Here is a 13236-nt window from a genome sequence, read left to right as displayed (position 1 = left end):
TTGGGCCTTCTTGGAACCGCCCTAGAAGCTCGTGCCCCAGGCGTAGTTGAAGCGGACGTAGTAGTAGGCCCCGTTGAAGCCGAACGGTGAGAACTGGCCGTACTGGTTGCCGACTCCGTCGGCGCCGCCGGGGTTCTCTTCCGGATAGGTGTTCAACAGGTTCTGCACGCCGATCGCGATCGACGTGTCGTTCGGCAGCGGAATGCCGAGTTCGACGTCGAGCAGGAACTCTCCGCTGTAGTCCCCGTACATCGGCGCGTTGTTCCGGCCGAGGAGGTTCTGCGCGTCCTCGCTGTCCCACCAGCCGTCGTAGTAGTTCACGCGGGTCATCAGGTTCCAGCGCTCGGCGCTGTGGTTCATCCCCAGGGTCCAGCGGAACTCCGGCAGGCCCTGCTCGATCGTGGCGATACGAAAGGGGCCGACCGTGTCGGGGTTGTGGTCCGTGACCTCCGTCTTCGTGTAGTTGAACACGAGGTTGAAGCTCGTGTCGCCACCAAGCTCCGGCGGCGTCCACGTGCCGACGACGTCGAGACCCTGGGTCTGGGTGGCGAAGTCGTTGACGAAGAACCTGAAGTTCTTCAGGTTGCGTGCCTCGACGAAACCGCCGGAGAGCAACTGCTCGATCTCCTCGTCCGTCACGCAGCCCGGTTCCGGAGTGGCGAGGATGTTGCACTGGCGGAACGTCTCGGACAGGGCGATCCGGTCGTCCACGTCGATATGGAAGATGTCGGCCGTCAGGGTGAACTCGCCCTTGTCGACGACCAGGCCGGCCGAGAAGTTGACCGCGTCCTCGGGCTGGAGATCCTCACCGCCCCGCAGAGCCGCGGGCGCGGAGTTGGAGGGCACGGTGCCGCTGTTGGACAGTCCGCCGGTCTCCGGATCGAACGCCGTGGTCACGTTGAACGCGTTCTGCTGACCGGGCGTCGGCGCGCGGAAGCCGGTGCTGGCGGCGGCGCGAAGCGACACGACGTCGGACACCTGCCGGCGGCCGGACACCTTGGCGTTGATCGTATTGCCGAAGCCGTCGAAGTCCTCGACCCGCAGTGCGGCGGTGAAGGTCCCCCTGTCGTCCGGCGCGTCGATCTCGACATCGCCGTAAATCGCGACGTTGGCCCGGTCCCAGGTGCCGGCAGTGACATCGGCGCGGTAGCCGTTGAAGCCGTTCGAACCGGAGCTGAAGCCCTGGGCGGCGTAGGGGCCGATTTCCCAGGAGGCCGGGTCACCGGCGCCGATCCGGAACTGCTCGTTCCGCCACTCGACACCAGCCGCGAGGCTCACGTTGTCCCGGACCGGATAGGTGATGTCGAAGTTGACGTTCGTGTCGGTCTGCTCGTAGATGCCGGGCATGAAGGACGTCGGGGTGTCGTAGCCGAGCGAGGCGTTCACCGTGTTGTAGATGAACTGGTCGACCTCGCTGTTGCCGACGTTGACGCTGAGGTCCCAGGTCATCCCGCTGTCCAGGTAGCCGCGGAGGCCGGCGACGATCGAGGAGTCGATCAGGTCGCCGCCGAACTGGGGCGTGAAGCCGCCGGGGAAGCGCGAGTAGAGCGCGAAGCAGTTCGGGTCGGCCTCGACCGCCGCCAGCGCACCGGGGTCGGGCACGTGGTCGACGACGGGAACGGCAGGACAGCCGCCTGCGCCCTCGACGCCGGTGCGGGCCCATTCCCGGTCACCAACGAGCAGGAACTTGCCGCGCCTCGCCGGATCCGAGTAGGTGAAGACGCCGGTCCGCGTGTGCGGGTTGCGGAAGTAGAAGCCGCCGGTCGTCGTCCGGCTGGCGTAGTTTGCGTGGCCGTAGAACTGGGTGCCGTTGTCGAACAGCGAGCCGAAGTTGGCGAACAGCTTGATGTCGTCCTCGACCAGCGGCGAGCCCCAGACCTGCGCCGGGTTGCGGATCATCGAGTTGCCGGTGTTGATGATCGCGATCGCGTCGTTCCGCTGGACGCTGCGGCTCGTCGGGTCGGCAGCGCCGTACTCCATGCTCAGGTTGAAGAAGCCGTTTTCGCCCATCGGCATGCCGAAGTTCGCGGCCACAGCGTAGGACATGCCCTTGTCGCCGGCGAACGTGTACTGGCCGCCGAAGCCGGAGCTGGAGCCCGGGTTCGCATCCTGGAACTGACCCGAGCGGATCTCGACGCTTCCGCCCGAACTCGCGTCCTTGAGCTGGAAGTTGATGACGCCGGCGATCGCGTCGGAGCCGTACTGCGCCGAGGCGCCGTCACGCAGGACTTCGACCTGGCGCAGCGCGATGGCGGGGATGACGGAGATGTCCGGCCCCTGGGAACCGTCCGAAATGCCGTTACCCAGCCAGGCGATGACGGCGGCGCGGTGACGGCGCTTGCCGTTGACGAGGATCAGGGTGTGGTCCGGCGCCAGACCGCGGAGGTTGGCGGGTCGGACCAGCGTGGCCGCGTCACTGATCGGCTGGGTGCCGACGTTGTAGGACGGGACGACGGTGCGGATCCGGTCCGTCAGGTCGTTGGTTCCCTGGCTGACGAGCTCGGTCTCGGGAATCACGTCGACCGGCACAGGGGATGCGGTGACAGTCCGTCCTTCCGTCCGGGTACCGACGACGACGATCGCTTCGCCGAATTCAGGTGTTTCTTCAGCCGCTTCGCCTTCGTCCTGCGAATCGCCTTCTTGCGCCAGGAGCGGAGCGCCCAGGCAAAGCGAGAGCATGATGGCGACGAGGGGCAACAGCGTGGAAAGACCGGTTCGAGGTTTCTTCACGAGACACTCCTATGGGTTCCAGTTCGCGTCGACCGTCCGCGAAGACTACATCAGGGAGGCCCTTCGGGGACAGTTTGAGGTCGTTTGGACCGAACAACGGCGCATCTTGTCCGATTCCCCGGTAGCTGAAACACGCGTTCGGGGGCTTCTCGCAAGCGGCTGCTACCGTCCTCCGGAGAGTATGAGCGTTCCGGGGAAACGCCGGTGGGGCTGGCCGGCATGCCGGCGGCTGACCTGGCAACGGGCCGTGCTATGGACGCTGGTCCTGGTCCTTACGACTGCCGTGGCCGTCTTCGACCCGCGGGACTGGCCGTACACGGTGGGCGACGAGGGCGTCTACTCGATGCAGGCCCAGAGCCTGGCGTTCGACTTCGATCGCCGGTACGAGGCCTCGGACTACCGGCGCTATCTGGACACCACGGGCAAGGTCCCGGACCCCCTGATCCTCCAGAGCACCGACCGCGGCGCCACCCTGGTGTACGCGAAGCCCGCCTTCTACTCGGTCTACCTCGCGCCCTTCGTGCGCTTCGCGCCGGAGCGGGGGCCGATCGTGGCGAACCTGCTGCTGCTCATCTTCGCCGCCCTCCTGCTCGAGTGCCTGCTGTTCGAGCGTGTTGGTGCCGACGGACCGCTGGTGGCCGCGTTCCTGCTCTTCTTCTCGGTCACGTTCGGCCACGTGTTCTGGGTCCATGCCGACCTGTTCTACCTCGTCGTTACGGCGATGGGGCTCTGTTGCCTCGACCCGTGGTTCGAAGGCGTGAGACCGCCGCCCGGGCGGCTGGCGGCAGGGGGCGCCCTGCTGGCGGTGGCCGGGGCCGGGCGACCGTTCTACCTGGCCGTCCTGGCGGCGGTGCTTCTGGCGGCCGCGCCGACGCTGCGTCGGTCCTGGGGGCGAAGGTCGGCTGCCATCGTCCTCGGCTCGGCCATTGTCCTGCTCGCAGGCTCGGCCTGGTTCCATCTGGCCAGCGGCGGCGCCTGGAGCCCGTACGTCGGTGAACGGCAGGGGTTCAGCAGCGCGACCGGCTATCCCGACATCGACTTCGACCGGGAAGGCTGGGCGGAGTTGCTGGCCGCGCGTGGCGACGCCTCGTGGGTTCGGGAGGACTTCCTGTTGCCCTCCTTCGACGCCGCCTTGCTCGGACACAACGTGGTCTACGCCTTCCTCGGGAGGAGCGTCGGCATCGTGCCCTACTTCCTTCCCCTGGTTCTCGCCTGCCTCTGTCTCCGGCCGGACTCGAGGCGGCGGTGGCTGCTCGTGGCCATCGCCCTCGGCCTCGCCGCGTTCCTCGTCAAGAGCCCGCACAACTTCTACGGGGGCGCCGGCGCGATCGCGAACCGGTGGTTTCTGCCGCTCTATCCGGTGTGCTGGTTCCTCGTCGAACGGCCGCCGACGCGGCGCTGGCTCCTTGCCTGGTCCCTGGTCGCTGCCCTCTTCGTGGCGCCCCAGTGGCGCTCGGCGGCTTCCTTCCCCGTCGTGATCGATCCCGATACCGGTTCGCGCCAGCTGCGCTACGTCTCACCGGCCGCGAAGCGGCTCCTGCCGCTCGAGACGTCCCAGATCCATCTGAGTTCGGCGCCGGCGGACATCCAGCACGGCGATCTTCGCGTGCGGCTGATCGGTGCCGGCGTCTGGCCGCATGGAGAGGGCGGTATCCGCTTTCGGCCGGGGACGGACGGCGAGATGCTGATCGGGTCGCCCGTACCCCTGGCCGGTCTGACGGTGGACCTCGTCCCCGTCGAGGCGAACGGGGGCGAAGCGACCCGCGTCGTCCTCGAGCGCCCGCGTCGTATCGCACGCCACACGTACTGGTACGGCGGGATTCCGCTGGACTACTACCGGCTGGAACTGCCCGGCATCCCCATGGTCGGGGAGCGCGAGGTGTTGCTGCAGCCCGAGTTCCGGTGGGATTGAAGGCCGTTCCGAAAGCTCCGACGCCCCGCGTTGGTAGGCTGACGGGCATGGGTCCGGTTCGCTCCGCGCTTCTGCTGCTCGCGATGGCCGCATGCGCGTGCGGGCTCTGGGCGCAGGATCCCTGCGTGGAATGCCACGCGGCGCAGGAACTCGAGGAGACGGAGGAATTCCACCTGCGTCAGTGGCGGAACTCGGCCCATGCTGCTGCCGGCGTTTCCTGTGCCAACTGCCATGGCGGTAACACGTCGACGTTCGTCAAGTTGCGCGCGCACAAGGGGGTACTGAACAGCGCCCACCGAGACAGCCCCACGAACCATTGGAATCTTCCCCAGACCTGCGGCCGCTGCCACGATGCCGAGTACCGGGCGCTGCAGCAGAGCGCCCACTTCGCGCTCCTCGAACGCAGGATCCACGCGGCTCCGACCTGCAGGACCTGTCACGGCAGCGTGGCGGCCCAGTCGTTGGGCGTCGAGGGCGGTCTGCAGGCGCGCTGCAATCGATGTCACGGCCCGGACGCCGACCACGAGGTGGTCGGTTTCCCCGGCGAAGAGGGCCAGGAGGCGCTGGCGCGGGGCGGCCGCAACCTGGCGCGGTTGCGGAGTCTGGGGCGGCAGCGGAGCGAGGTCAGCCGTGCCATCCTGCGGCTCAGGGACCCCTCGAAGCGCCACGAGGCGGCCGACGCGCTGTATGCGATCAACGCCCATTGGGACGAAGCGATTGAGGCTGGACACGCGTTCCACTGGGGGGATTGGGAGAGCGCGCTCGACGCGATGGAGAGCGCCATCGGTGAACTCAGGTCGGCGATGGAGGCCGGCGGCGACCGCTGACCGGGTCCGGGAACGATCCGCCCGGCGTCAGGGGTCGTGTGCGGACTCGTCGTCCAGCCGCAGCGATCGCATCAGCGAGATCGCCATCAGCACGCCCACGACCAGGAGCGGCAGGGAGACGACCAGGGTCGCGGACTGGATCACGCGCAGTTGGTCGTTTCCCCCTTCCTGGCCGATGAACATCAGCGTGATCGGCAGCACGCCGACGGCGACGGCCCAGAACAGGCGATGCCAGCGAGCGGGATGGGTGCCTTCGGTCAGGTTGCGGGTCGCCGAGGCGGCCAGGCAGTAGGACGCGGAGTCGTAGGTCGTGGCGATGAAGACGATGGCCACGAGCGCGAAGATCGCGAGCACCGCGGTGCCGAGCGGGAGGAAGCCGATCGTCTGGGCGATCGCGTTCTCGTTGCCCGACGCCGCGGCGATCTCGCGTACCGGCAGGGCCCCCGACAGGTCCAGGTGCATGCTGTAGTTGCCGAAGATGCCGTAGAAGACGGCGCAGCCGAGGGTGCCCAGGATGAGCATCCCGAAGATCAGCTGCCGCACCGTCCGGCCGCGCGAGATGCGGGTCACGAACAGGCCCATGAAGGGGCCGTAGGCGATCCACCACGCCCAGTAGAAGACCGTCATGTCTTCGATGAAGCCCGTTCTCGCCACCGGGTCGGTCCAGGTGTTGAGCCGGATGAAGTTCTCGAGCATCAGGCCGATCGAGTTCGTGCCCGTGCGGAGCAGGAAGTTCGTCGGGCCGACCATCAGCACGAAGGCCAGCAGGACGATCGCCGCGATGACGGAACCGTCGGAAAGGGGTTTGATGCCGCGCTCGAGTCCCAGGTAGACGCTCACCGCGAACAGGCTGACGCAGACGAACAGGATTCCCACCTGCAGCCCGAAGCTCTGCTCGATGCCGAACACCTCGCTGATGCAGGCGGCGACCATCGGAGTGCCGAGGCCGAGGGACGTCCCGGTGCCGCCGACCAGCGCCAGGATGAACAGGACGTCGACGATGCGGGCCGGCGGGCGGTCGTATCCGTCGCGGCCGATCAGCGCGTGCAGGCCCGTGCTCAGGCGCAGCGCCGGGGCGTGCTGGCGGTAGTAGGGAATTGCGATCGCGACCGCCGGGAAGCAGTAGAGCGCCCAGGCCGAGACGCCCCAGTGGAAGATGCCGTAGGTTGCCGCCCACTCGACCGCTTCGGTCGAGTTGGGAGCCAGGCCGAAGGGCGGCGCATCGAGGTAGGTGACCCACTCGATCGTCGACCAGTAGAGGAGTCCGGCGCCGATGCCGGCGCAGAACAGCATGGCCATCCAACTGAAGATGTTGAAGTCCGGCCGGCTGTCCTCGTCCCCGAGCCGTCGCGCACCGTGGCGGCTGAAGGCCAGCCAGAGCAGGAACACCGTGACCAGCAGCGTTGCCCACTGGTAGAGGAGACCGAAGCGCTCGGTGAGGGACTCGTAGGCGCGGACGACCAGGGCACCGCCGGTCTGGGGCGACAGTGCGAGCGGAATGCAGACGAGGGCGATCAGTCCGGCGCTGACACCGAAGGCGATGCGGTCGACCCGTGGTGGGCGAGAGGCCACCAGGTCAGGAGGCGGCGCCAACGGGCGCGGCGGCCAGGTTCCTCAGCGCAAGTTCCACGGTATCGACCGCCAGCAGGTACTCGTCCAGTTCCAGGTGCTCGTTCGGGGTGTGGTCGAGTGTACTGTCTCCCGGGCCGTAGGCGACGATGGGACATCGCCACACGGGCCAGACGATGTTCATGTCGCAGGTGCCCGTCTTCACGACGAACTTCGGCGCCGTCTCCGGGCCGCCGACTGTTCGGATGGCGCTGAGAAAGGCCCGCACGAGCGGGGAGTGGCGGTCGGCGCGGACGCCGACTTCGTACCCGCGCAGGCTGAGTTCCAGGCTGGCGTCGCCCTGCTCGCAGCGGATCGTGCCGGTGGCGTGCTCCGGATCGAGGTCCGAGAACAGCGGTCCGTGGATGTCCGCCGCGGCGTCGCGGAACCAGTCCGTCAGTTCGTCCACCAGGGCGCCGACATCGAACTCGACGGGCAGCCTGAGTCCGTAGTCGGCGCGGACCGTGTCATAGAGGCCGTCGCTCGTCGTGTTGATCGAGCGCAGGCTGGGCAGCACGCGTTCGAAGGAGGACCTGCCGCCGCTTCGTTCGGCCATGGCCTCCAGTTGTCGCCAGAGGTCGAATGCGGTGATGCCGACGCCGGCTTCCGGGCCGGCCGTGTGACTGGCGGGGCGGCGGGCCAGGAGGTCGATCAACAGGCGACCCTTGTAGCCGAGCGTCACCCGGTGCCAGTGGCTGGGTTCGCCGATGATGCAGAAGTCGGGGGTCGGCTCGTCGCGGCCGTTGAGCCGTTCGAGGAGGTGGTGTGCTCCCCGGGAACTGGCCGCCTCCTCCTCCGTCGCCCCCGCGACGATCAAACGGAGGTCGTGCGCGCGGGCCCAGTCGCCGCCCAGGCGCGCCGCCGCCGCGACAAAGGACGCGAGCGGTCCCTTCGCGTCGACCGAACCGCGGCCGTGAAGGATGCCGTGGGGCGATCCGTCGTCCTCGATCCGGACCGGAATGTTCCCGGGTACGGTGTCGATGTGCCCGAGCAGGACGACCAGTCGGGACGCTCCGGGCTCTCCGAGTTCGCCGACCGCGTTCAGAGCGCCGTCCACCTCGCAGCGCTCCAGACCGCGAGCCTCCATTTCGCCAGCCAGCCAGCCGCTCGCGGCGGCCTCGTGCCGGGAGAGCGACGGCACGGAGACGAGGCCTCGCACGAGCTCGATCTCGGTCCGGTCGCGAGCCGGGTCGCGACGGCAGGGGATGGCCTCGTCCATCGTCATTCCTCGCCGAGCACCGCGTCCAGCGCGTCGGCGGCGCGGTCCAGCTCGGCCGCGCTCACGATCAGCGGCGGCAGCAGGCGGATCACGTTCGGCCCGGCCGGCAGCGCCAGGATCCGGTGTTCCGAGGTCAGACGGGCGAGATGGCGTCCGGCCCGCCGGCGCAGAACGACACCCAGCATGAGACCCCGACCGCGCACCTCCCGCACCAGCGGGTTGGAGGCCAGACGCTCACGCAGTGAGGTCAGGAAGAGTGCGCCGACGCTGGCCGCTCGCTCCGGAAGGTTGAGTGCCTGTAGCGTGTCGATGACCGCCAGGCCGGCGGCGCAGGCGAGCGGGTTGCCACTGTAGGTCGAGCCGTGGCAGCCGGGGCGGAGAGCGGCCGCGACCCGCTCACCGTATGCGATCGCTCCCAGCGGGAAGCCGCCGCCGATCGCCTTGGCGAGCGGCATCAGATCGGCGTCGAGTCCGGGCGTCGTGCGGTGCGCGAACCAGGCCCCGCAGCGCCCGAAGCCGGTCTGCACTTCGTCCACGATGAGCAGTGCTCCGTGCCGGTCGCAGGCCCGGCGCGCCGCGAGCAGCACCTCGTCGCCCAGCACGTTGACTCCGCCCTCGCCCTGGACCGGTTCGAGGATGAGCGCCGCGGTGTCGTCGTCGACCGCCTCGTCGATGGCCTCGGGGTCCGGTCGGACGAACACGTTCTCGTGCAGCAGACCGCTGTAGAGCCTGCGGGCGGCCGGGTTCCACATCGTCGCCTGCGCGCCCAGGGTGCGGCCGTGGAAGCTGTCGCGCAGAGCGACCGTGCGGCTCCGCCCGGTGACCAGGGCGGCGAACTTGAGGGAGCCCTCCACCGCCTCGGTGCCGCTGTTGCACAGGAAGACCCGGTCGAGAGGTTCAGGCAGGACGCCGGCCAGCGCCTCGAGGTACTCGGCCCGGTTCTGGCTGGAGATGTTCATCGGGCAGTAGGTGAGCCGCTCCGCCTGGGCGGTGAGCGCTTCGACCAGCGCCGGATGGTTGTAGCCGAGGCAGCAGACGCCGTAGCCGGCGGTCAGGTCGAGATAGCGGTCGCCGCCCTCGGTGATCAGTTCGCAGCCCTCGCCACGGACGATGGGTGGAGTCGGTTTTCGCGGCGCCCAGGTGCCGAGCCGGCGGTTCTCGACCTCCGCGACGTTTTGCGGGACAACGGACTTCATGGCGCATCCTCCCCTGGACCGGTGCCGCGGACCACGACGTGAGTACCGGCGCCACCCAAGGCCGCTCGGACCGGACGTTCGATGCGGCCGTCGGCGAGGATCACCCGCTCCAATCCTCCGCGCAGCGCCTCGGCAGCGCCCAGTACCTTCTTCTTCATCCGGTCCTGGGCGGCCGCCATCAGCGATTCAAGTCCGGCGTGGGCTTCCGGCCCGGCCAGATCGGTGTGGGCGACGTCGTGGCGGACGATCAGGGACGCCTCGTCGGGGAAGTCGGCGAGCAGGCCCGGGGCTCCGGAAAGGTAGACCAACGTCTTCGCGCCCAGCGCCGAGGCCACCGCGGCGGCCGCGCGGTCGCCGTCGACGTTGACCGCCTCGCCGTCGTAGGACGAGCCCGGCGGCGTCAGCACGGGCAGGTAGCCGGCCTCGAGCAGCAGGCGGAGCAGGTCCGCGTTGACCTGGTCGACCGTGCCCGTCCAGTCATCCCGTAGCACCAGGCGGCGAGCGCCGACCCGGATACGCAGCTTGTCCTTGCGCCGGCCCTCGAACAGGCGTCCGTCGAGGCCGGAGAGCCCGACCGCGGGAATGCCGCGTCGCTGCAACGACTCCACCCACCGCTTGTTCAGCAGCCCGCAGTAGACCATCTCGAAGATCTCGAGCGTGCGCCGGTCCGTGCGCCGGCTGCTGTAGCCGCTCTCACTGGTCACGAACCGGGGCGGATGCCCCAACTGCTCGGCGACCTCGTTCGTCGTCTCCGCGCCACCGTGAACGAGAACGATCCGCAGGCCGGAAGCCGACAGCTCGGCGATGTCGCCGGCGATCGCTTCCAGGTCGAGCGACCTGCCGCCTCCGGCCTTGACCACGAGCGGCTCCTCGCCGGTCTTGCGAAGGTCGGCGGCAGGGTCAGTCGTGCGCAATGCGGGCATGGGCCGTTACACCGGGTGAAGGCCGGGGAAGGACAGCCCTTCGACTTCGGGGAATCCGCACATCAGGTTCGCGCACTGGACCGCGTTGCCGGCGGCTCCCTTCATCAGGTTGTCGATGGCGCAGATGACGACCAGGCGTCCGGTGCGGGGATCGAGATCGAAACCGACCTCGGCGTGGTTGCTGCCGGCCAGGATCTTCGGTTCGGGGTAGCGGTGGATGCCGCGCCGGTCCTTGACCAGGCGAACGAACGGCTGTCGCCGGCAGAAGGACCGGTAGACGCGGAACAGGTCGCGATCCACGGGGCTGCCGGTCTCGGGCTGGTTCAGGAACACGTGGCTCGTGGCGAGAACGCCGCGCACCATCTCGACCGAGGTCACCGACAGGTGGACGCAGCCGGCGGCCGTAACACCGCGCATCGCCAGCGCCTGTTCGACCTCCGCGGTATGGCGGTGGCCCGTGGGGCGGAAACTGCGCACCACTCCGGACCGCTCGGGGTGGTGGGAGGCGCTCGACGACGACGCGCCGGCCTCGCTGCTGCCGACCTTCAGTTCGGTGACGACCCCACGGCTCCAGTCGACGAGATTCCGCTCGAGAGGTTCAGGTTCGAGTAGCGGCAACAGGCCGAGCAGGGTGGCGGTCGCGTTGCAGCCGACGCCGCTGATGTTCGCCGCGCCGGCGACCGCCTCTCGATCGAGTTCCGGCAGGCCGTAGACGAAGCGATCGAGCCACTCGGGCGCGGGGTGTTCGGCGCCGTACCAGTCCGCGTAGACGCGGGACGAGCGGAGCCGAAAGTCGGCCGACAGGTCGACGATCCGTGGGGACAGCCGGGAGTAGAGGTCGACGTCTTGGGCCGCGCTGCCGTGCGGCAGGCAGAGGAAGAGCAGGTCGCATCGCTCCAGTTCATCGAGGATGCAGTAGCGAAGATCCGTGCTGCCCCGCAGATTCGGGTGGGTGAAGTGGACGAAGGAACCGGCCAGTCGGCGGGAAGTGATCTGGGCGACCTCGAACCCGGGATGACCGAGCAACAGACGCAGCAACTCGCCGCCGGCGTAGCCGGATCCGCCGACGATGCTGGCACGCACGGTCATGTTCCCTCCTGACGGTCCTGGCCTTCGGCGCCCACCTGCTCGACGAAGTCGATCATCCGCGCGGGGATGTCGACGCCGGTCGGTTCGATCGAGTTGCGGAACTCCATCGTGTGGTTGACCTCCAGCACGAGCAGCCCGCGATGCCTGTCCTCGACCAGGTCGACGGCCACCAGTCCGCCGCCGACCGCATCCGCGGCCTGCCTGCACAGGATTTCCAGGTCGGGCGTCACCGGACAGTTCGTGGTCCTGGCGCCGCGTGCCGTGTTCGTGATCCAGTGAGGCGCCTGACGGTAGATGGCGCAGATCGTTTCGCCGCCGGCGACGAACGCGCGGATGTCGCGTTCCGGCTTGTCGACGTACCGCTGCAGATAGAAGATCGAGTGCTGGTAAGAGCCGAGGGTGCTCTTGTGCTCGAGCACCGCCTCGGCCGCGTCGCGATCGTTGATGCGGGCGATCAGCCGTCCCCACGAGCCGACGGCCGGCTTGAGCACGACGGGGTAGCCGAGTTCCTCGATGGCCGAAAGCGCAGCCTGCGGCGTCGAGGCGACCCGTGTGTCCGGCGTAGGCACGCCCGCGGCCTGCAGCAGGCTCGAGGTCCGCACCTTGTCACCGCAGTTCAGGGCGACGTCGATCCGGTTCACGGTCGGTATCCCGCGGTCGGCCAGCACCTTCAGGTGGACCAGGGCGCGGCTGTGGCTGATCGAACGGTCGAAGACGACATCGAAGTCAAGGGCCGGTTCCAGCGCGCTTGGGCCGCCGAACGAAAGGACCACCTTTCGGTCGTCGATCAACTCGACCTCGGCACGCCGCCGTTCCAGCTCCCGGAACAGGAGCTTCTCTTCGGGCCGAACCCGGCTGTAGAGGACTCCGATACGCATCGTCTGCCGGCTACTCGCCCCAGTCCTCTTCCTCTTCCGGTGCCAGTTCGAGGGTCAGGGGCTCGAGTTCCATGACCTCGAGGTCTACGCCGCAGCCGGAGCACTGGACGATCTCGTTCTGCATGACGGCCGTCAGGTGGATCTCGTCGAAACACTCGGGACACTCTGACTGAGCGGTCACGGTCGCTAGTTCCATCGCGGGTTCTCCTCGGTTGGCAGGGAAAGGTACAGAAAGAAAAAGCCGGCTCATCCCTCTGGATGGCCGGCCTCTAGGAGAAGATGCGTTCTCGATCTACCAGGTCACCCAGGATCTTGTCCCGGACGCTTCGCGCCGTGGCAGTGACCCTTCGCGAAGGGAGCGGTCGAGGCGGAGGTAAGGAGGACGAGCATCTTGCGGTTCGGCTTGGAACGGGCGCAGAGGGTAAGGAATCAGTACCGTGCTGTCAAGCTCTTGGTTCCCGGCCGTCCCCGGTCTTCAACACGGGGGCCTCCGCCTTCTTCCATGCCGTGAAGCCGCCCCCGATGTGGCAGACCGGCTCAAGCCCCATGTCCTGGACGGCCTTCGTCGCCAGCGCCGAGCGCCAGCCACTCGCGCAGTGGAAGATGAACTCCGGGCCGCTCCCGAAGATGTCCTTGAAATAGGGGCTCTCGGGATCGACCCAGAACTCGATCATTCCCCGCGGAGCGTGGAAGGAACCAGGGATGAAGCCTTCGCGTGCCCGCTCGCGGATGTCCCGCAGGTCGACGATCACGGCTCCCTGAGCCTGACGTTCCCGGGCTTCGTCAACCGTCACGGTCTCGATCGCTGCATCGGCCTCCGCGACAAGCTGCCGAATGCCCTTGGTAATCGCCAT

At 68.3% G+C, this 13236-nt stretch carries 11 protein-coding genes; 2 read left to right on the top strand and 9 right to left on the bottom strand.

Features of this window, described 5'->3' with window-relative positions:
* Positions 1-21: 21 nt before the first annotated feature.
* Positions 22-2730, bottom strand: coding sequence for a TonB-dependent receptor (locus OXG83_07385; GenBank protein ID MCY3964842.1), 2709 nt, complete (start codon positions 2728-2730; stop codon positions 22-24).
* Positions 2731-2911: 181 nt separating this feature from the next.
* Between OXG83_07385 and OXG83_07380 the strand changes: the two genes are divergently transcribed.
* Positions 2912-4642 carry a hypothetical protein gene (locus tag OXG83_07380; GenBank protein ID MCY3964841.1) on the top strand — a complete coding sequence of 577 codons (1731 nt, stop codon included), beginning with the start codon at positions 2912-2914 and terminating at the stop codon, positions 4640-4642.
* A 47-nt stretch (positions 4643-4689) separates the two neighbouring features.
* Positions 4690-5469, top strand: coding sequence for a hypothetical protein (locus tag OXG83_07375; GenBank protein ID MCY3964840.1), 780 nt, complete (start codon positions 4690-4692; stop codon positions 5467-5469).
* A 27-nt stretch (positions 5470-5496) separates the two neighbouring features.
* On the opposite strand, the gene OXG83_07370 is transcribed toward OXG83_07375, so the two are convergent.
* The 8 genes from OXG83_07370 to OXG83_07335 form a co-directional block, all read right to left on the bottom strand.
* The gene (locus tag OXG83_07370; GenBank protein ID MCY3964839.1) at positions 5497-7041 is read right to left on the bottom strand and encodes a BCCT family transporter; all 1545 of its coding nucleotides are present in this window, start codon (positions 7039-7041) and stop codon (positions 5497-5499) included.
* A gap of 4 nt (positions 7042-7045) precedes the next feature.
* The gene (locus OXG83_07365; GenBank protein ID MCY3964838.1) at positions 7046-8296 is read right to left on the bottom strand and encodes a M20/M25/M40 family metallo-hydrolase; all 1251 of its coding nucleotides are present in this window, start codon (positions 8294-8296) and stop codon (positions 7046-7048) included.
* A gap of 2 nt (positions 8297-8298) precedes the next feature.
* Positions 8299-9492 (bottom strand): aspartate aminotransferase family protein, encoded by a 1194-nt coding sequence (locus OXG83_07360; GenBank protein ID MCY3964837.1) that lies wholly within the window; start codon positions 9490-9492, stop codon positions 8299-8301.
* Positions 9489-10406: a [LysW]-aminoadipate kinase gene (locus OXG83_07355; protein MCY3964836.1), complete on the bottom strand. Its 918-nt coding sequence runs from the start codon at positions 10404-10406 to the stop codon at positions 9489-9491. Before OXG83_07355 ends, OXG83_07360 begins: the two co-directional genes overlap by 4 nt.
* A 15-nt stretch (positions 10407-10421) precedes the next feature.
* Entirely contained in the window at positions 10422-11504 is a 1083-nt protein-coding gene (argC, locus tag OXG83_07350) for an N-acetyl-gamma-glutamyl-phosphate reductase (GenBank protein ID MCY3964835.1), read from the bottom strand.
* Positions 11501-12382: a lysine biosynthesis protein LysX gene (gene lysX / locus OXG83_07345; protein MCY3964834.1), complete on the bottom strand. Its 882-nt coding sequence runs from the start codon at positions 12380-12382 to the stop codon at positions 11501-11503. The genes argC and lysX overlap by 4 nt, the downstream gene beginning before the upstream one ends.
* Before the next feature lie 10 nt (positions 12383-12392).
* Complete coding sequence (gene lysW, locus OXG83_07340; GenBank protein MCY3964833.1) at positions 12393-12578, bottom strand: lysine biosynthesis protein LysW; 186 nt, start codon at positions 12576-12578, stop codon at positions 12393-12395.
* A 247-nt stretch (positions 12579-12825) separates the two neighbouring features.
* Positions 12826-13236 (bottom strand): rhodanese-like domain-containing protein, encoded by a 411-nt coding sequence (locus tag OXG83_07335; GenBank protein MCY3964832.1) that lies wholly within the window; start codon positions 13234-13236, stop codon positions 12826-12828.

Source organism: Acidobacteriota bacterium, from assembly GCA_026707545.1.
In the GTDB taxonomy this organism is placed as follows: domain Bacteria; phylum Acidobacteriota; class Thermoanaerobaculia; order Multivoradales; family Multivoraceae; genus Multivorans.
This window is presented reverse-complemented; position numbering and strand designations above follow the sequence as displayed.

What these genes read in the sequence shown, in the direction of transcription:
- OXG83_07380 (MCY3964841.1), top strand. Translation starts at nt 2,912, where the DNA reads ATGAGCGTTCCGGGGAAACGCCGGTGGGGCTGGCCGGCATGCCGGCGG.
- OXG83_07375 (MCY3964840.1), top strand. Translation starts at nt 4,690, where the DNA reads ATGGGTCCGGTTCGCTCCGCGCTTCTGCTGCTCGCGATGGCCGCATGC.
- OXG83_07365 (MCY3964838.1), bottom strand. Translation starts at nt 8,296, where the DNA reads ATGGACGAGGCCATCCCCTGCCGTCGCGACCCGGCTCGCGACCGGACC.
- OXG83_07360 (MCY3964837.1), bottom strand. Translation starts at nt 9,492, where the DNA reads ATGAAGTCCGTTGTCCCGCAAAACGTCGCGGAGGTCGAGAACCGCCGG.
- argC (MCY3964835.1), bottom strand. Translation starts at nt 11,504, where the DNA reads ATGACCGTGCGTGCCAGCATCGTCGGCGGATCCGGCTACGCCGGCGGC.
- lysX (MCY3964834.1), bottom strand. Translation starts at nt 12,382, where the DNA reads ATGCGTATCGGAGTCCTCTACAGCCGGGTTCGGCCCGAAGAGAAGCTC.
- lysW (MCY3964833.1), bottom strand. Translation starts at nt 12,578, where the DNA reads ATGGAACTAGCGACCGTGACCGCTCAGTCAGAGTGTCCCGAGTGTTTC.
- OXG83_07335 (MCY3964832.1), bottom strand. Translation starts at nt 13,236, where the DNA reads ATGGCGATTACCAAGGGCATTCGGCAGCTTGTCGCGGAGGCCGATGCA.